The following is an 18,037-nucleotide window of genomic DNA, read 5'->3' as shown; positions in this document are numbered from 1 at the left end:
TCAACTATATGTTAGAAAGTATAGCTCACTATTTTTATCGTTTATTCTTTACCATCTACATAGTCTTGCAAATACGCAAAGCGCGGTGTTAGTTTTCCGTTTTGAGTCATTCGTGCACGTTCTAAAACACCATCGGCATCATTATTAAAAAAGGCAGGAATTACGTGTTTTAAAAACATTTTCCCGAAACCTACGCTGGCGTCATTTGGTAATTCACATGGTAAATTATCGACTGCCATAACAGCAATAGCATCATCTGACTTAAAATCGACTTCTTCCTCCGTTTGCGGATTATAACCATATATTGGATTTTCGATAGTTGAAGGTCGAATTGTTGTCGCTACCGGTCCATCGATATCACAGCTAATATCTCCGACGACTTTTATATTGAAATCGGCCGATTTGGCATCGTCTCTAGTAAATAAATAAGGTGCTCCATCTCCGTAAAAATGACCGGTGATTAACATATCAGACACCTTAGCGAAGCGCATAAAAGTTGATTCGTATTGCTTAGCATTCTTAAAAAAATCTTTAAGAGGTTTTACCTTACCATCTTTACGTGCATTATAATCTAAAGCATCGATATTACAATATACAGCTGTCGAAAAACTTTTTGTTAAGTAATCGTTTATACTGACTTTCTTTATTTTAAGGACTTCTAAAATCTCAGTAGCACCTTGAGCCACTTTACCTCCTCCAGTTAAAAGAATTTTTATGTTTGGGACTGTAATTTTTTGCAATTGCGTATTTAACGCTTTCTGATCGGCTAAAGTCGTCGCTTTAGGTAAATTGTACGTATCGTACTTTAAGCCCCAAGTTCTAAAGGTGTTGTATGCTCCAACAATTCCAGCATAACGTCCGAAGCCTATTAATCGATTATTTTTAGCATCGATAATGGTTTCATGATCGTAAAGTGTTATGTTTTTATCTAAAATTGCCTGTAATAATTTTCTGTTATATGGTTGTTTCTTTATGGTATGAGAGAAGAAGAAATACGATTTATTCGGAAATAAATAATCTACCGGAACTTCTTTTACACCTATAAACACATCGCAATCAGAAATATCCTTGGCCAAAGTAAATCCAGTAAGTTTGTATACTTCGTCTGGAAATATTCTGATTTTAGATTTTTCAACTTTAAAACTGGCCTCTTTAAACTGCTGTTTGACTTGCAATAATATTTTCGGTGAAAACACGACACGTCTATCTGGTGGGGATTTACGTTCTTTAATAATTGCAAATTTCATAGTTGAGGATTTTATAGTTCTGACACCTGAATAGACTGGCACAAATTTTGTACTAAATTACATGGAATTGCGAGTTTAAACAAATTTTTTTAATAGCTTTGCATTCCTTATTTTAACCTATATTTGGTTCTTATAAGTTGCGTTAAGGGTTGAAGTGGCATCCTTTTTAATTTCATTAAAATTAAAAAGATATAACGGAAGACCTGACCCGGAGGGGAACGCCCAAAAACACTTACTACAATGGGGTCGACTGGTTTTGACAGCGAGATTTATTGAACGGTAAGCACGTCGTGTAATGATTTTGAAACACGTAAAAGGCTAGATCAAACTTTTTAAACGGCGAGAATAACTACGCTTTAGCTGCTTAATCCGAACTATAGTAGGATTGGCCTAGGTACACAAGGTGTACAAGCTTTATGTCTCCGGAAAGCCTTGATTGACGGCGTTCCATTTTGAGGCATCGTAAATGTCAATATAGAAATTGAGGCGCTTTGACTTGATTTTGAAACTAAAAAAGATAAGTTGTAATTAGGTTGTCTTTAACCAGATTACAAACGAAAACCCAAGAAAAGAATAAACGTGTAGAAAGCCCTTTGGTGACTTGTTTGGACGAGAGTTCGATTCTCTCCGACTCCACTAGAAGCTTATTAGAAGCCTATAAAAACCCCAAAATCTCTTTGATTTTGGGGTTTTTTATTAATATTGATATTATTTAATGTCAAATGACATCAATTAAAAGGTGACCTATTCGGTGACCTATCACAAACAAATAAAAAAAGGTCACCAAAATTAAGATAATTTATTAACAATCAACATATTACAATAAGTCTTTAACATTCCTATCTTTGCAATATTGTTTTCTTTTTAGTCCTTATTTTATACTATATCCTTCTCTTTTTTTTAAATAAAAGTTGATTTTCATCAATTAAAAAACCAATTTCCGAAACCCTCCGCTTATTTAAAATTAAAAAAAATAATCCTCTCCTTCGGGTGACCTTTTCGGTGACCTATTTCAATTTCCAAAAACAGGTCACCCAAACACGATTAACACACTGATTTACTGCCTATTACGAAATACATGCAATTTTAAAGTTTGTGAAAAATAATGTAACTTAGAAAGTAAAAGAAAAAACTTTCTAAAACAATACGCTATGAATACAGATTTTCACACCCTTTTTCATTTATTATCATCGAAAACAAACAGTAAAGGATTAGCACCAATTTACATGCGACTTACTGTTGCAAAAAAACGCTTGGAGTATAGCATTACCCGTAGGATAGATCCGAAACGATGGAACTCCAAACAACAAAAAGTTATTGGAAAGGATCGAGATGCTATTGAAATAAACAATCATATCAATAACCTAAAACATAAATTATATAAAATTCATCAAAAGAAAATTGATGAAGACGAACGAATAACTGCCGCGTCATTAATGACAGCCTTAAAAGGTGGAGGTAAAAAATCAAAATATCTCCTTGAAATATTTTTAGATCACAATAACAGAACAGACACCTTAGCAGGAAAAGATATTTCTATAAGTACAGCAAAACGATATTGGACATGTTATGATCATGTAAAACAATTTATTGAAGAAGAATACAAACAAGAGGATCTGAGGTTAAGAGATATTGATAATCGATTTATTGTGAAATTTGAATTTTTCCTAAAAACGGTTAGAAAATGTAACCATAATTCAGCGTTAAAATATATCAATAATTTAAAGAAGATAATACGAATAGCTTTAGCTAATCAATGGATGGATATTGATCCCTTCTATAATTATAAGGTTCAGTATGAAACTGTAGAACGTGAGTTTCTAAATACAGAAGAAGTTGATTCGTTATATTATAAAGAACTGCATATAGATCGGTTACGATTAGTTAGAGATATGTTCATATTCTCTTGCTATACTGGCTTGGCCTATTCTGATGTTGCAAAACTAACAAAATCAGATATTGTTATCGGCTTAGATGGCGGAAAGTGGATTCGGATAAAGCGTACCAAAACTAATACATTAAGTAGCATTCCTCTGTTACCCATAGCGGAAGAAATCATAGAACGCTATTCAGATCATCCAGAAGTAAAGATTACCAATCATATTATCCCAGTGCTTAGTAATCAAAAATCGAATGCTTTTCTAAAAGAAATTGCCATAATGTGTGGCATCGAAAAACCATTGACAACTCATTTGGCTCGTCATACTTTTGCTACTACTATAACTTTAACCAATGGAGTTCCTATTGAATCTGTGAGTAAAATGTTAGGTCATAAATCACTAAGAACAACTCAACACTATGCAAAAATTGTTGACCGCAAAGTAAGTGAAGACATGAATATCTTGAGAGAAAAATTAAATAATAAGTCAATCCAAAAACAGAAATAAACATAATTAATTACTTAAAGTTTTATCCAAAATAAAACTCATCAGATCTCTTATACGATTCACATCTTGCGTCGTATTAATATCTATGCCGCAAGAAAGAGAATCTGTAGATTTTCCATGAAGCACGAGATAGTAGGACCCTGCAACGAGTAGTGCTAATAAATCACGTAATTCAATATTTTCGGATTCTACCCTTTTTTCAGTTAATAGAAATATCTCTAACACAAGTTGTTGTCTTTCTTTATCTATTCTTTCTTATATACCGGATTTCTGACTTAGAGCGGTAGTAATAATTAATTGGTTTCATAAAAACAATTAAAATTACTTTAATATTCTTAAAAACAGGTGTTTTAACAAGCCCCCTCACACTATTTAAATCTATTTTAACCTTATCGTAATTAAATTCTTAATTTTTAAGGAGTAAATTTAATTAATTCTTAAAATAAACTCTAAAAACTTTTCTTTTTTCAATTCTTAGAATAAAAAATATTTATTTTTTAACCATTGGATAAAATTATCTATATTTATGACTATCAAACAATTACACAGCTATTAACCATACTTAACACCAAACAAACTAAAAAACATCTAAGATATAAGCTTAAAAAAAATAGTATTCTGTAATGAGACATGTTTTTTTAAGCATTACTATTTTTTTAAATGCATTACGTATTCATATTAACAACCTAAAACCAATAATATGAAGCAGAAACTACTAACTGAATTTAAAGAAGAACTATTAAATATTCAAAATTCTGCCCCAGGAATTAAATTAAGATCAATGCGTTCTATTGAATTATCTAGACGTGTGTTACGGCTTCTTAGAAAAGAGGTTATAACCTATGGATTCAAATCTACTCAACACGAAATTGATTTTTTTAAATACACTAAAATTATTCCTCAAAAAGAACTTATTTACTTTTTAAAAGTATTTAGTTTTGAACTCGAATTACCTAAATGTGATAAGGAATCACAACGTCAATTAATTGAATTTAAACTGCATCGCTTTAACCGATTCTTTTTGCGGAACATAGATTTCGGGCAATATTTAGAATTAGAGAGTACTCACTTTGACGAGCATTATTTTACGAGAAAACACAATTCGAATACTGGTTTTGCAATTTCAAAATTATATAATGAAGATTTAGACTTTAATACTCCAAAAAGCACTCTACTTGCAGAATTTAAGGCATGCTCTGCTTTTGTTGCCTATCTTCAAAAGAGACTCTTCTGTATTGAAAACCCTATCCCTTTAAATGACCATACAAAAAACACTAAACTAATATGGCCATTTGGTTTTTCGGCTTTTGTTGAACTTATCTCTTTACTTAGTGCATCTGGACTTCATACCAAAAACAATATAACTATTATAGATTTAGCACGAAAATTTCAAGAAATAATTGATATTGAAATGAAAGGGTTTTATAATACTCGTAATGAAAATGCTACAAGGTCAAAAGGACCAACTCAATTTACAGATGCTATGTTAATCGCATATTTAAATGAACTGAATAAAAAAGATAGCGTAGACCCTAATGACTAATAATTTTACGTTGTTTAATTACCTCCCTATTACTACCCTATGGGGTATTTTTCTTGTGAATATTCTTCTGCACTGAAATCCCCATAAAACCATCCGTTTTTCTGCATTTTCATCTTGATTATCTGTCGAAAAGATTACAAAACCCTCCATTTTGACAAATGTTAAAATATGGCATTAGTAGAGCTGTGATAGGGTGAAAATTCCACTAAACTACCCCAAATTTGTCAAAAGAAGCTCAATTCACGCCAAAGCACATCACTCCTAAAAAATTGTAGCTTATATGTTTAATTAAAAATCATTCATTATGCCAACAAGTATCATCACCACCGACGATCTACACGAATTCAAATTAGAATTAATCGACGACATCAAACGATTATTAGCAGAACAATCTAAAAGACAATTAAAAACCTATCTCAAATCAACAGAGGTTATGAGTTTGCTTAAAATAAGCTCCGGAACTTTACAAAATTTAAGACTTAATGGTACCATTCCATACACACGTATTGGTGGTATAATCTACTATTCTGCCGAAGAAATTCAAGCTGTTATGATAGAAAACAAAGTAGATATTGACAAAAATATGTAGATTATGAATTACATAAAGTTACTTCACGCAGCTTTTGAAAAATTCCATCTTGATACAAGATTGAATCCAACTCATGTCAGCCTATATATGGCCTTGTTTCTAGAGTGGAATAGTAATCGTTTTGTAGAAGTATTCTTCATTAATAGAGGCGATTTGATGCAAGCATCAAAAATCGGCTCAAAATCCACATATCACAGATGTATTTCCGACTTAAATTCTTGGGGATATTTAAGCTATTTTCCATCTCATAATCCATACAAAGGAAGCATGGTAAAAATGACTGTTTTGGATTCAAATGACTCTATTAATTCCGAGCAAGAGTGTCCCACATCTGGACAAGTAGAAGTACACAACAATCCCAATAATGGACAAGCTCCGATACACTACAGTCCCATGAGAGGACAAGCATTGGTACACAACCGTCCCATTAATGGACAAGCACTGGTATCTACTATAAACATTACTAAACAAGTAAACAATATAAAACAGCCAAAGGGCTGGCAGGAGGTAAAATTATTTTTTATTGAAAAAGATTTTAATGCTGATGAAGGAAAAAAATTCTTTCAGTATTACAAAAACCGAGACTGGCAAACTAGCGATGGAAATGACATTCGAGATTGGAAATCTATAGCCATAAATTGGATGGACAGAACTGAGCTATTCAGCCTAGGAAAACAATCAATCAAAAAACAAGTATCCCATATTAAGGACAACTTACGAACCACTAAAGACAAAGACTATGGACAACCCCTCTAAAATTACTGAAGGCGGCATAGAATATGCCCTAGGAAAATTTGATGGCAAAAATATAATCTACGATTTTGACCTGATTTTGATTTACTTGAACGCCAAAGGTAAATTACTTTTCGGAGAGCATTTTAAAATTTACGACGACGACCTGGTGATTATTCGTAAGCTATGCCATTATCTAATCAAGGATCAGAAAAATTGCAATAAAGACAATATCGATCCGGATAAAGGCATACTACTATCTGGACCAGTAGGCTGTGGCAAAACAAGCCTAATGAAGCTCATTCGACATCTCACCCCCTTGCAACGCCCTTATGAAATCATTCCCTGTCGTAATATCGCTTTCAGCTTTAATCACCTAGGTTTTAAAACCATTGAAGATTACGGCAATACAAAGTTTTTCTGTTTTGATGACCTCGGCATTGAGCCTTCAGGTAGGTATTACGGCAAGGATTTGAATGTTATGGGGGAAGTGCTTTTATCACGCTACGAGCTTTATCTACAAACCAAACACAAGATTAAAACCCATGCCACCACCAACCTCAATGCTGAAGAGTTGGAAGAACGCTACGGGAACCGAGTTCGAAGTCGAATGCGTGAATTATTTAATTTAATTGCTTTTGATAAAAACTCAAAAGACAAACGCTCCTAGGGATTTTTATTAGAGTTTTTCCATTTTAAAAATTCTAAGATCAAAGCTTTGGCTATGGCTTTTAAGCAATTTACAATTTCTAATCCCAGGTCTTTCATGATCATTTATTTTAGTTGGTTTCTAGTATGTTTAAAATAATTAAAGCCATTCTTGTGACATTTTCCTTGGAAGTCAGAAAGCTATTTTCATCTGTATTAGATAAAAATCCCAACTCTAAAAGTAGCCCAGGACACTGCTTTGCAGTGTCTCGTAACACCTGAAAATTTGCAAACTTCACGCCTCGACTCTCAAAGCCTAATTGTTTTTTAAACTGGTTTTGCAACAGGTAGGCTATCCAAACGGCGGTCTTGGAATACTTGGAAAAATGTGTATAAGCATAAACTTCAACTCCCCTCACATTTACATTTTTTGCATGATTGCAATGCAAAGACAAAAACAAATCGGCATCTAACGCCATAGCCAATCGGGTTCTATCACCAAGCGAAATCAAAGTATCAGTAGATCGGGTTAAAAAAATGAGATGGGGTTCTTTTAAGCTAGAATTTAATCGCAAGACCTCTTGAGACACATTCAAAACAATGTCTTTTTCCTGAGTTCCATTTCTAGCTAGAGCTCCTGAATCTATTCCGCCATGACCTGCATCAATTACAATGCGTTTTTGAGCACCTAGGTCTTGACCAAAACAGATGCACATTTGGAAGAGTAAAATCATAAAACTGACGTTTTTAAGCCCTTTTTTCATTTTTAAATTTCGAGTTTCTCACTAGTGCTTGGTCTGAAATCATAAATTTTGATATCATATGAGATGAAATAAAACCAAGCTAATTCAAATAAAATTATTTATTTAAAATACTGATTTACAGTATTTTAAAAACAAATATATGTAATTTACTGATATCAAAACAAATACAAATTTTAAAACCAAACGTGATGAAAAAATCAATCTATTTAGCCGCCGTGATTTCGCTATTTTCCACAATGCTTTTTGCTCAAATTGGAGGCATCGAAGATTCTGTTGACGATGTCTCGAACACCATTAGAACCATTTTCCCTATCATTCTAGGGGTTATTTTCCTAGTTGGATTCTTATTTAATGCCGGTCATTTTTTTGGAGAAAACGCCGATTTAAAAAAGGGAATAACAAGAGTATTAGTGTTTGTTCTTATTGCCGGGGCTGTTGTTGGAATATTCACCTATTTAATTGGAATCGTGGTGTAATATGAGACAATATGAAGTATATAAAAATATTAGAAAACGAGCAGTAATTTTTGGACTACCCATTACCCTTTTTGCGTTAATGATTGTCTCTATAGTAGGTTCCTTACTTATCATCATTTTCTCTTTGAGTTTCAAAATGATTATAGGCGTTCTCTTTTTTAATGGAGCTCTTTATATCCTCTTAACCCGAATAAGTACTAATCCAAACTTATTTCAATTCTCAAAACCCTTTCCTAAAATTATTAGTAACAAAAGAAATTTCGACTTCGATTATGAATAAGATTAACCTTTCAGCGTTTCATCCCATATCTGATATTCAGGATAACATCATTCTAGCCAATAATGGCAATGTAATCTTTTGTTTTGAAGGTTCTCTTCCTGAAATTTATTCGCTTTCAGAAAAGGATTTTGAAGATATGCACGGCACCTGGTTTCAAGCCTTTAAATCCTTGCCTATTGGAACAGTTATTCATAAACAAGATGTCTATTTAAAAAAGACTTATACAGCTAGTCAACTGCCTAATAATACGTTTCTAGAAAAAGCAACTCGTAATCATTTTAAAGGTCGTGAGCATTTAGAGCATAAAAGCTATTTGTTTTTTGTTTTAACACGAAACAAAGCTTTAAATAATCCAAAGTATGTCAATCCGTTTCGAAGTGTTTCAAAAGGAGTGATAAAGGATTTAGATGAGAAGATAAAAAGTTTTGGTAATGCCGTTAGAGATGCTATTTCCTTTATAAATAATAGTCGAAAAACGACATATCAACCACTCAGTGCTATAGATATTAAAACCCTCACTACGGTTTATTTTAACGGATTTAATGACGGTTTTGACACCGATATTTTACTAGACAAAAAAAACATCCATATAGGCGAAAATTATTTTGATGTCCTTGCCATCAATAGCGAACTGTGCTTTGGCGAAAGTGTACAAAGTAGCAAAACCAATGAGAAATTCACTTCTGACGATTTTGTATTTCATCAAGGGTTTGTTGATGGTATAGGACTTACGCTAAATGAAAATCATATTGTAAACCAAATACTTTACTTAGATGATAAACAAAAATGGCGCAAGCTACTTGACAAGAAAGTTGAAGAGCTTAACAAAAGTTCAAATTTCGGATCCCAAAACAAAGTTATACTTGGCAAAATCGAGCACATACTCGAACAAATTAATGCAGATGACAATTCACGTATTATTCGAGGTCATTTTAATGTTATGTACTGGCATAAAAAAGTATCTGAGTTAGAGAAAATAACCTCTAAAATTAAAACAGAGTTTAAGGAACTAGATATCACACCCTATTATCCACGCGGCGAAGAACGCAAAAATTATATTTTGAATAGTTTCTGCTGCTTCTCCTCTAATTTTTCGAATGCAGATGTATATGTTACAGATTTAAAACACGCTTTGTGTTTATTTATTAATAACACCAATTATAAATCAGATAAAACGGGTATCATCTTTAACGATCGTGAACACAATATCCCTGTTTTAAAAGATGTTTGGGATGAAGACAAAAAAAGAATTAAAGCACGAAATTTTGCCATTTTCGCTCCTACTGGAGAAGGAAAATCCTTTCTAGCTAATAATATTTTACGTCAGTATTTTGAAAGTGGTGTACGATTAGTCATCATAGATTTAGGTGGTTCTTATACAAAATTCGCTAAACTGTATCCTGAGAAATACACCGTCCTCCGTTACGAAAGCGGTAAAAACCTTGGTATTAATCCCTTTTATATTAGTAGCGAGAACGACCTCACACCGGAACGCCTAGAGGATTTATCTGTGTTTTTATTTGAACTATTTGCTTCAGATTTAAAAGTTACTAAAGCACAATCTGTATCTATTAAAAAGATTTTACGTCATTATTATGATAGCACCCTAGACAATCACTCCCTAGATGATTTTTATAGCTTTATCGAAAGGGATCAAAAAGACCTTCTGAATACCCTAAAAATCCATCCCGACTACTTCAACATTACTAACTTTTTACACATAATGTCTGAATATGTCGGAGATGGTCTATATAGTTTTCTATTTGAGCTTAGCGAGGACCAAACCTATAAAATTGAAGACAAGCGATTAATCGTTTTTGAATTGGATGAAGTTAAGGATAACAAAGAAATTTTATCTGTGATGCTTAAGCTTATCAAATCAGCGATACAACGCACCATTTGGAAAAATCGTGCAGAAAAAGGCATCATTCTATTTGATGAATTTGCCAAACAACTAAAATTTGAGAATGTTCTAGAAAGCGTAGAATTCTATTATCAAGCCATCCGTAAACAAAATGGTGCTATTGGTATTATTCTTCAATCCATAAATCAGCTCCCAAACAATTCAACTTCGGCAAGTATACTAGAAAACACTCAGGTTATCTATAGCCTAAATAACGAAAAAGGCTATGACGAATTAGTTAAAAGACTGCACTTATCAAGTCACGATTTAAATCAACTAAAATCCATTAAAAACAATCTTTCTGGTGCTCGAAAATATACCGAGATGTTTATTAAAATTGGGAAAGAAAGTAACATTTTCAGATTAGAAGTTCCCAAAGAAGTTTACGCAGCCTACCTAACCGATGGTAAAGAAAATGAAGAAATCATGACGCTTTATCAGCAAACTCAAGATATGGAAAAAGCCATCAAAGCATTCACCTCTAAAACATAATATTATGAAAACTCTAAAATTTTTTATTCTATCCCTACCCTTTTTTTTCTGTTTCCACATGAAAGCTCAAGGTATGCCTACTTACGACAACACCAATTTTGTAAGTCTTGTAAAACAGCTTATAGAATCTGGAAAACAAACGGCAAACATTATAAAGACAGTCGAGTTTCTAAAAACCCAAAAAGAGAACATCGAGAAGGTAAACGATGTGGTTAAACAATTAAAAGCTGTACGTGAAATTGGACAAAATAACCAGCGCCTTATTTCTGTTCTTCAAGGCGATCTCAAGGATATTTTGGATAGTCCTTATATAAAGCCTGAGGAAGTTGCACGAGTCTCAAATTCCTTTACCGCCATAGTAGAAAACTCTTTAGACGTTATGGACTTTATAGATGAAATTTTGTCTAGTGATTACCTGAAAATGAGTGATGCCGAACGTACCGAAATTCTAAATCAAAAAGAAGAAGAGTCCAAAGAAATGGTTGCCAGTGTGAGTACCAAAACAAAACGCTATCAGGATATTATTTCATTTAGAAAAATGCAGGATAAAATCAATAATCGTGAAACTCAATATTAAAAATGGCAACTATACTCTTAGGAATTGGATTAGAATATATCGACTCGGTGTTTCAGACCATACAAGGCAGTAGTTTCTCGCAATACACCATTGGCGGAATGAAAACACTTGCTGTCATGTTTTTTCTAGTTAATATTTTGGATAAATATAACGAAGGCGTCGCGAATAAAGAGGGGTATACCTGGGGATTAAGTCCTGGAGATTTAATGAAAAATTTTGCGATAGTACTTCTAGCCATTTTTTCAACTCAACTGCTAGGCTTTTTTGATAGCATACTTGTTGCCATAGAAGCGCAATATCGTGGAACAGCTCCTGCCCTATTACCTTTACAAATGCAAGATATTCCTATAGAGGAGGACATAAACTTGATGGATGCCGCTAAAAAAGGTATGACATTGCTTTATGAAGCCTTAGTAACTCCTTTGTATGGCTTCAAGATTTTAGCTTTTATTACAAGCCTATTTCTTTGGATTTTAGATCTATTTATCTATCCATTATTCTTAGCTGAACGGTATTTTTTATTAGGGATAATGCAAGCCTTTTTTCCGCTAGTGATTAGTTTATCCGTATTCAAAGAATTTCGTTCGTTAGCATTTACATTTTTCAAATTGTATGCCGCTGTGTATATGCTTGTTCCCGCCTTTTTCCTTGTCAATGTTTTTGTAAATGCCATTTATACGGAAATCAATGCTAATTTTTGGACAAATCTTTTTGGAACAGATTTCGGACAAGGCTTATTTGCTCCAGTAGTTCAACTGGGTTCTGTAGGCTTCATCGTATTTCTAAAGTTTAAATTATACAGACGCGCAACCTCCTTCACCCTTAGATTATTTACCAACTAATTCAAGCTAAAATGAAAACGCCATATAAAAACATTTATACTATTTTAAAACTAAACAGACTTATTGTTTTAGCCGTAATTATATGTGCATTTCTGACCTGTACATTTTCTGTTTGGATAGCGTTTAACACCAATAAAAAAGCACTTAATAGCGCCTTTGCTATTAATACCGATGGTAGTATTATACCTCTGAAACTCGTTACCCAAAAGGAAAATTTCAAGATTGAAGCTTTAGCGCATTTAGATTTATTTCACAACTACTTCTATAATATCGATGCCAGTAATTATGAACGTAATTTAGAAAAAGCACTTTGGTTAGGAAACAGTACGGTAGACAATTTATACCGCCAAAAGAAAGCCGATGGTGTGTATAATCGCCTATTACAATATTCACTAGTGCAGAAGGTTTTAAGTATCAATTCTAATATTATTGAAACTAATGGCGCTTACAGTTTTACAACAACTACCATCTTTGAAATTAATAGAGGTTCTATAATTGATACCTACGAACTAATATCCACAGGTAGTCTTATGGTCGTGAATAGAAACTTTCCGAACAATCCACATGGACTACTTATAACAGATTATTTTGAAAACACCTTAAAAAAACTAAATGATGAAAATAGAAAAAAATAAAATCGTATTTGCCACGGTTTTAGCCGTGATTGTCATTTTCCTAATCTCATACGCTGTCATGATTATGGGAGCAGACGACAATGAAACTAAAAGTCTTCAGCAAACCGAAGTACCCGAATTAGACGCAAATCAAAAAGAATATAATTCTAAGTTAGACGCTATTAACGATCTTAAAGAAGTTCGTGAAACTAATGCACCAAGTATTTACGATGAAAAATTAATTGATTCCCTCGGCTTTTTTGACCCTGAATTACCAGAACGTGAAAAAGAACGTATTGTAGATAGTATTTATGCTTCCGAGAAAATTAAATATTCTGAAATAAGCTATCAAAATTTGGGTCAGAAGCGCATCAAGCCCAAAATAATTCAAGTTGTAGATTCCATAGATATTAAAAAGAATCAACAGATTGCAGCCAAGGAACTCGGTTTAGAACATCAATTATTTTTTGCTGCAGCTCCACAACAAAACAGCAATTATATAACAGCAAATACAGATGCTAGCATCTTTGTTGTTGTAGATGGCAACCAAGTGGTTAAAACCAACAGCAGATTACGTATGCGATTAACTAAACCAGCCTTAATCAACAATAAACTTATGCCTAAAAGTATGCTTGTCTTCGGTTTTATAAGTTTCCAAACCAATCGCGCTTTAATTGAAATAAAGACCATTAATCATCACCAAACGCAACTCAAAGCTTTCGATGTACAAGATGGTAGTGAAGGTATTTATATCGAAAACAATTTCAGAAGTGAAATATCTACTGAAGTTTTAGATGATGTTTTGGGAGATATCAATATTCCTAGTGTACCTCAAGTTGGAGGCATTACAAAAGTGCTGAAACGTAAAAATCGAAACATAAAAGTGACCGTTTTAAACAATTATAAACTCATTCTTAAACCAACGCTATGAAACCATTTATATCCATATCATCCCTCCTGTTTTTACTTAGTTCTATAACCACAATTGCGCAAGGCACTATTCACAAAAACATTACAGTAGATACCATTTACGCCAATGATACTAAGAACGTGGCGCTCTTTTTTCCTGAGCCCATTCGTCAAGGCATAACAGGTGCAGATCATTTTATATTTACCTTCAATCGTGAAACCGAAAATTACTTAGGCTTGTTACAAGCCAAACCAGGAAAAGAAAGTAATCTACTGGTAATCAACAAAAACGGTTCAATTTTTTCGTATATTGTAAAGTACAAAAAGGAGTTATCGCAATTCAATTATTTTATTCCATTGTCTAATAGCATTGGAAATGAAAGACCTGAAACGCTTAATCCAAAACCTATTGATTCTGTTCAACCTAAAATTAATAGTAGAGATTATTATTACCAAAGATTCTGTGATTATCTACTAGAAAGACAACAGAAACTAGGTAAGATTAACGAACATTATCAAGGGATTGAGCTAAGTGTAGATAACATCGTTTTTGATACTGAAGAATTGTATTTCGTCATTCAGATTAAAAATAAATCAAGCTTAGATTTCGATTTGAATTTTTTAAAACTTTCGGTTGAAACGCGACAAAAAGGAAAACAAAAATCTCTGCAACGTTTGTATTTCGAGCCTATTTTTATTCAGAATATGCCGTCAAAAATTGCAAGACAGAAAACGACTAAACTCGTTTATGTGTTACCTAAATTTTCATTATCAAATGACCGTCGGGCTGTTTTAGAATTAAACGAGAAGAAGGGCGAACGCAATATAGAATTAAAAATATCGCACCGATTTATAAACCATCCAAATTGATACTGTTATGAAATATCTCATCTTTTTTACTACCGCTCTTTTGTTTTCATCTTGTTCAGAAAACAAAACTTATTCTCCTGCCAAAACTGCCGAAATTGTGGCCACAAGTTTTTTACACAACGACAAACCTACTCTTAAAAAACACACCACAGCTGTTGCCTATGCCAACCTTACAAGTATTCAGGAGATGTTTATAGAAGATAAAAATTCTGATATTAATTTTAAAGTTGTCGACCAAGCAATAGATGGTGAAATCGTGTGGATAAAATATACTATGCGCTCTGACTCTAAACCGGGCATTTTCAAATTAGTAAAAGAAGATAATCAATGGAAGGTTACTCATAATGGGCCTCGGGAGCGTGGTCCATTTTAATGATTAAAAGAGTGTATTAAATTCTGGATACTGAAATGGAACAATACTACTCGCGACATTACTATCGATTTTTGGACTGAACACGTCTTTACTCACTGTATAGGTCTGTAATAAAGATTCGTTATAATTAAATTTTAATACGTCTTTAATTTCAGATTCAGAAGTGTCCGTGCTTAACCAACAAGCTGTTTGGTCTGCTCCTAAAATTAGAGGTTGACGGTTTTTCTTGTTGTGGATCTTGGCAAATAAAGGTGACGCCTCTTTAGTTAATATCGTAAATGTTATATAGGTATTGATTACGGAATATAAGCCCGCTAGCGCTAAAGGAGATTCATCTTCATTTTTAAAGAAATACGGATACTTTTTACCTTTATATTCATGAGGTTCATAGAAACCAGACACCGGAATGATACAGCGCTTTTCCATAATGGAGTGTTTATAAATAAAATGCTCAAACGCCTTTTCTGACCTTGCGTTTAAACCACCTCCAAATTTTAAAGACTCTTTGTAATACCCCGTAATCTCGTCTTTACTTGTACCTTCGGGTACGATTCCCCAAACCCCTGGTGCTAAAACTTCAGACTTTTGTTGTGGGATAACTAGCATATTAGGATGTGTGAAACCGTTTAAGTGGTACTGAGGTATATCGAAATAACTCTCTAAGTTTTCATCACTAATTTTCACCTTGAACTTTCGTTCTAAGGTTTTAACTTTTGCGGTTTGTGATGTGTGGAAGCACATGTGAATTGGCTTATGGTTTTAGTAAAGTTTTATGTTTCAGAATTCCTAAAAAGGATATATTTTAATTGGTATTGTGAAACATCAAAATACTAAAAATCATTCTCATCAGTAAATGACTCTCGATCTACTAACTCTAAAACATTTTTCAATTAACCTATATTAATTCTACTCCAAATTTATTTAATATCGCGTTACAAAAAAAAGTTCTGTTCTTGCTAAATTCCTCATTTCTCTAATATATTATTTACTTGAAGATACTTTATAAAATATAAAAATCCAGTATATTCTGGATTTTTATATTTATTTAGGAATTTATGTCATTGGTATTAATGCAGAGAATTTTGTGAAATTGTTTTCTAAAACTTTATCTGTGAATTTATCTACTTCATCAGGCGTAATAAAACTGAAGCTTTCTTGGTACTCTTTTATTACTAAATCAAAAAGTTTATGTTGCTCTGATTTCAAATCAGGTTCTTCAAACGCCACTTTTACTTTCGCCACATCACATTTAATTGTTTTCGAAAAAGCAGACAAAGCATCAAAGATTACTTTAGTTTCATACAAATGATTCTTAATATTATTGGGTTGCGTACTAAAGTCTATTTCCTGTAACACGTTAATTCTACCATTTTTAGTAATTAAAGGGACATGTACGTCTGTCAAAATACCTTTAAATGTATCACTGTTTAAATTGTAATTAATATCCGCCTTCTTATCCAAACCTTTTTTATTGAATAAAGGTTTTAATTTCTTATGAAACGATACCGGCTTATTCGACTTTTCAACTAGTAATGGTTCTCCAATAAAATTTTTATAATACTTAGAAAAATCTGCTAAATTAAAGTCAAAAGAAATAGATTGCGGTTCAGAAAACTGCAATACACCGTTATTATAGTTATTCAAATAATCTATATACTCTTCTGATATAAGCACATTTTTAAACGGTAAAGATTCCTGGCCTTTAGAAAGTTGAGAATTAGTATTTTTTACCGTAGTCTCAATCTGTTGCAAAATAGAGAATACAAAACCTTCTATATTTACATCTTTTATAACCTTTGATAACAGCTTAATTTTATTTTTAGAATACGCAAAAAACACCTTGTTGGCAGACATTGCCAAAAGACCTACAACCAATTTTTCATTTGAAAAATTGTTAGTTTTAACAGAAATTATGCTTAAAAACGTTTTCATTTTTTTGATTGCAACATGATGTTTTTACAGTTTTTTATATGACCAACATCGGATAAATATGTGTTAATTCTCTGATCTAAGTTAGGCATTAAGTTCCAATAAAGATTCAATATATCAATAATATCTTTAAGCTTAACGCTATAATTAACGCTCAACAAAGGTATAAAATTATTAACAACTTCATTAAAATTAATAACATCCAAGTGTTTTACCACATTTGCATAAAATGAAGAACTCACCAATTTGTTATGAAAACTTACAGCAGATTTCGGGTTAAAAATTCCGATTTCATTTGTACCACCAAAAATAAAGGCATTATCAAAAGCATATACTTTTTGTTTACTGCCTATGGGTTGAATTAACAAATTATAATTTATACCACCTGGAAACTTTCTCCCCCTATCCACATTGTTTATCCATAAATCAAAACAGGCAATTCTAATAATATCATTAGGATCTAGTAATTTATTAAAGTCCTTTTTACCTATATTTTGAATTTCCTGTAATTCCTGAACATAAGGCACTTCCTTTGAAGCAAAACACATATCCCCAACACGAAGTCTTCTATTTGATTTTATTTTGGATCTATCTAAAGTATCAGGTCCTATTTCCACTAGTGCTATTTCTGGAGTAGGAATAGCTAATTCATTTAACAAAAAGTTTGCCACAACTTCGTAGGCCAAACAATTTATTTCTGCTCGATTAAAACTATTTAAATATTTACAATAGTATATATGACCATCACTACAAAGGAACTTCAAAGGCGCATGTCCATCGGTTGAGATTTCCTCTAATAATAACTCTGTTTTCAGTAATGGTATATTCATAGTTTAATTATAAGATATTGACATGCAGTTTA

The 18,037-nt window shown here is 32.7% G+C and carries 18 protein-coding genes and 1 other RNA gene; 14 read left to right on the top strand and 5 right to left on the bottom strand.

Going from position 1 to position 18,037, the window contains the following annotated elements; genetic code table 11:
• Window positions 1–41: 41 nt before the first annotated feature.
• Window positions 42–1,247 (bottom strand): NAD(P)-dependent oxidoreductase, encoded by a 1,206-nt coding sequence (locus AC0UBM_RS15400; RefSeq protein WP_475689223.1) that lies wholly within the window; start codon window positions 1,245–1,247, stop codon window positions 42–44.
• 242 nt (window positions 1,248–1,489) lie between these two features.
• Here AC0UBM_RS15400 and ssrA point away from each other — a divergent pair.
• From ssrA to AC0UBM_RS15370, 6 genes are all read left to right on the top strand, one after another.
• Window positions 1,490–1,886: a transfer-messenger RNA gene (ssrA, locus tag AC0UBM_RS15395) on the top strand.
• A 512-nt stretch (window positions 1,887–2,398) separates the two neighbouring features.
• Window positions 2,399–3,634: a site-specific integrase gene (locus AC0UBM_RS15390; RefSeq protein WP_103192095.1), complete on the top strand. Its 1,236-nt coding sequence runs from the start codon at window positions 2,399–2,401 to the stop codon at window positions 3,632–3,634.
• A gap of 700 nt (window positions 3,635–4,334) precedes the next feature.
• On the top strand, window positions 4,335–5,177 hold the full coding sequence (locus AC0UBM_RS15385) for an RteC domain-containing protein (RefSeq protein ID WP_103192096.1): 843 nt from the start codon (window positions 4,335–4,337) through the stop codon (window positions 5,175–5,177).
• 304 nt (window positions 5,178–5,481) lie between these two features.
• Entirely contained in the window at window positions 5,482–5,766 is a 285-nt protein-coding gene (locus tag AC0UBM_RS15380; protein ID WP_475689222.1) for a helix-turn-helix domain-containing protein, read from the top strand.
• Between the two features lie 3 nt (window positions 5,767–5,769).
• On the top strand, window positions 5,770–6,522 hold the full coding sequence (locus tag AC0UBM_RS15375; protein ID WP_475689221.1) for a hypothetical protein: 753 nt from the start codon (window positions 5,770–5,772) through the stop codon (window positions 6,520–6,522).
• Entirely contained in the window at window positions 6,506–7,168 is a 663-nt protein-coding gene (locus tag AC0UBM_RS15370; protein WP_475689220.1) for a P-loop NTPase family protein, read from the top strand. Before AC0UBM_RS15375 ends, AC0UBM_RS15370 begins: the two co-directional genes overlap by 17 nt.
• A 109-nt stretch (window positions 7,169–7,277) precedes the next feature.
• Here AC0UBM_RS15370 and AC0UBM_RS15365 read toward each other — a convergent pair whose 3' ends face one another.
• Complete coding sequence (locus AC0UBM_RS15365; RefSeq protein WP_475689219.1) at window positions 7,278–7,880, bottom strand: N-acetylmuramoyl-L-alanine amidase family protein; 603 nt, start codon at window positions 7,878–7,880, stop codon at window positions 7,278–7,280.
• A gap of 218 nt (window positions 7,881–8,098) precedes the next feature.
• Between AC0UBM_RS15365 and AC0UBM_RS15360 the strand changes: the two genes are divergently transcribed.
• From AC0UBM_RS15360 to AC0UBM_RS15325, 8 genes are all read left to right on the top strand, one after another.
• The gene (locus AC0UBM_RS15360) at window positions 8,099–8,386 is read left to right on the top strand and encodes a hypothetical protein (protein ID WP_475689218.1); all 288 of its coding nucleotides are present in this window, start codon (window positions 8,099–8,101) and stop codon (window positions 8,384–8,386) included.
• 272 nt (window positions 8,387–8,658) lie between these two features.
• The gene (locus AC0UBM_RS15355; protein WP_475689217.1) at window positions 8,659–11,061 is read left to right on the top strand and encodes a TraG family conjugative transposon ATPase; all 2,403 of its coding nucleotides are present in this window, start codon (window positions 8,659–8,661) and stop codon (window positions 11,059–11,061) included.
• A gap of 4 nt (window positions 11,062–11,065) precedes the next feature.
• A complete protein-coding gene (locus AC0UBM_RS15350) occupies window positions 11,066–11,638 on the top strand; it encodes a conjugal transfer protein (protein WP_475689216.1) in 573 nt (190 codons plus the stop codon).
• A 2-nt stretch (window positions 11,639–11,640) separates the two neighbouring features.
• Window positions 11,641–12,480, top strand: coding sequence for a hypothetical protein (locus AC0UBM_RS15345; RefSeq protein WP_475689215.1), 840 nt, complete (start codon window positions 11,641–11,643; stop codon window positions 12,478–12,480).
• Between the two features lie 11 nt (window positions 12,481–12,491).
• Window positions 12,492–13,115, top strand: coding sequence for a conjugal transfer protein TraK (locus tag AC0UBM_RS15340; protein WP_475689214.1), 624 nt, complete (start codon window positions 12,492–12,494; stop codon window positions 13,113–13,115).
• Window positions 13,096–14,025 carry a conjugative transposon protein TraM gene (gene traM, locus AC0UBM_RS15335; protein WP_475689372.1) on the top strand — a complete coding sequence of 310 codons (930 nt, stop codon included), beginning with the start codon at window positions 13,096–13,098 and terminating at the stop codon, window positions 14,023–14,025. Before AC0UBM_RS15340 ends, traM begins: the two co-directional genes overlap by 20 nt.
• Window positions 14,022–14,873 carry a DUF4138 domain-containing protein gene (locus tag AC0UBM_RS15330; protein ID WP_475689213.1) on the top strand — a complete coding sequence of 284 codons (852 nt, stop codon included), beginning with the start codon at window positions 14,022–14,024 and terminating at the stop codon, window positions 14,871–14,873. The genes traM and AC0UBM_RS15330 overlap by 4 nt, the downstream gene beginning before the upstream one ends.
• Window positions 14,874–14,880: 7 nt before the next feature.
• A complete protein-coding gene (locus tag AC0UBM_RS15325; RefSeq protein WP_475689212.1) occupies window positions 14,881–15,246 on the top strand; it encodes a hypothetical protein in 366 nt (121 codons plus the stop codon).
• Window positions 15,247–15,249: 3 nt separating this feature from the next.
• Here AC0UBM_RS15325 and AC0UBM_RS15320 read toward each other — a convergent pair whose 3' ends face one another.
• The 3 genes from AC0UBM_RS15320 to AC0UBM_RS15310 all read right to left on the bottom strand — a co-directional run bounded on the left by AC0UBM_RS15320 (window position 15,250) and on the right by AC0UBM_RS15310 (window position 18,005).
• On the bottom strand, window positions 15,250–15,987 hold the full coding sequence (locus AC0UBM_RS15320) for an SOS response-associated peptidase (protein WP_475689211.1): 738 nt from the start codon (window positions 15,985–15,987) through the stop codon (window positions 15,250–15,252).
• A gap of 312 nt (window positions 15,988–16,299) precedes the next feature.
• The gene (locus tag AC0UBM_RS15315; RefSeq protein ID WP_475689210.1) at window positions 16,300–17,178 is read right to left on the bottom strand and encodes a hypothetical protein; all 879 of its coding nucleotides are present in this window, start codon (window positions 17,176–17,178) and stop codon (window positions 16,300–16,302) included.
• Complete coding sequence (locus AC0UBM_RS15310) at window positions 17,175–18,005, bottom strand: HipA family kinase (protein ID WP_475689209.1); 831 nt, start codon at window positions 18,003–18,005, stop codon at window positions 17,175–17,177. The genes AC0UBM_RS15315 and AC0UBM_RS15310 overlap by 4 nt, the downstream gene beginning before the upstream one ends.
• Window positions 18,006–18,037 lie beyond the last annotated feature (32 nt).

Source organism: Formosa sp. F44 (genome assembly GCF_056238645.1).
Note: the sequence above shows the minus strand (reverse complement) of the source record. Positions and strands in the feature narration are given on the sequence as shown.

Bases quoted from the DNA above. Each gene is read 5' to 3' on its own strand.
- AC0UBM_RS15325 (WP_475689212.1), top strand. From the start codon at position 14,881: ATGAAATATCTCATCTTTTTTACTACCGCTCTTTTGTTTTCATCTTGT.
- AC0UBM_RS15390 (WP_103192095.1), top strand. From the start codon at position 2,399: ATGAATACAGATTTTCACACCCTTTTTCATTTATTATCATCGAAAACA.
- AC0UBM_RS15355 (WP_475689217.1), top strand. From the start codon at position 8,659: ATGAATAAGATTAACCTTTCAGCGTTTCATCCCATATCTGATATTCAG.
- AC0UBM_RS15365 (WP_475689219.1), bottom strand. From the start codon at position 7,880: ATGATTTTACTCTTCCAAATGTGCATCTGTTTTGGTCAAGACCTAGGT.
- AC0UBM_RS15315 (WP_475689210.1), bottom strand. From the start codon at position 17,178: ATGAAAACGTTTTTAAGCATAATTTCTGTTAAAACTAACAATTTTTCA.
- AC0UBM_RS15340 (WP_475689214.1), top strand. From the start codon at position 12,492: ATGAAAACGCCATATAAAAACATTTATACTATTTTAAAACTAAACAGA.
- AC0UBM_RS15400 (WP_475689223.1), bottom strand. From the start codon at position 1,247: ATGAAATTTGCAATTATTAAAGAACGTAAATCCCCACCAGATAGACGT.
- AC0UBM_RS15350 (WP_475689216.1), top strand. From the start codon at position 11,066: ATGAAAACTCTAAAATTTTTTATTCTATCCCTACCCTTTTTTTTCTGT.
- AC0UBM_RS15345 (WP_475689215.1), top strand. From the start codon at position 11,641: ATGGCAACTATACTCTTAGGAATTGGATTAGAATATATCGACTCGGTG.
- AC0UBM_RS15330 (WP_475689213.1), top strand. From the start codon at position 14,022: ATGAAACCATTTATATCCATATCATCCCTCCTGTTTTTACTTAGTTCT.
- AC0UBM_RS15380 (WP_475689222.1), top strand. From the start codon at position 5,482: ATGCCAACAAGTATCATCACCACCGACGATCTACACGAATTCAAATTA.
- AC0UBM_RS15385 (WP_103192096.1), top strand. From the start codon at position 4,335: ATGAAGCAGAAACTACTAACTGAATTTAAAGAAGAACTATTAAATATT.
- AC0UBM_RS15320 (WP_475689211.1), bottom strand. From the start codon at position 15,987: ATGTGCTTCCACACATCACAAACCGCAAAAGTTAAAACCTTAGAACGA.
- AC0UBM_RS15310 (WP_475689209.1), bottom strand. From the start codon at position 18,005: ATGAATATACCATTACTGAAAACAGAGTTATTATTAGAGGAAATCTCA.
- AC0UBM_RS15360 (WP_475689218.1), top strand. From the start codon at position 8,099: ATGAAAAAATCAATCTATTTAGCCGCCGTGATTTCGCTATTTTCCACA.
- traM (WP_475689372.1), top strand. From the start codon at position 13,096: ATGAAAATAGAAAAAAATAAAATCGTATTTGCCACGGTTTTAGCCGTG.
- AC0UBM_RS15370 (WP_475689220.1), top strand. From the start codon at position 6,506: ATGGACAACCCCTCTAAAATTACTGAAGGCGGCATAGAATATGCCCTA.
- AC0UBM_RS15375 (WP_475689221.1), top strand. From the start codon at position 5,770: ATGAATTACATAAAGTTACTTCACGCAGCTTTTGAAAAATTCCATCTT.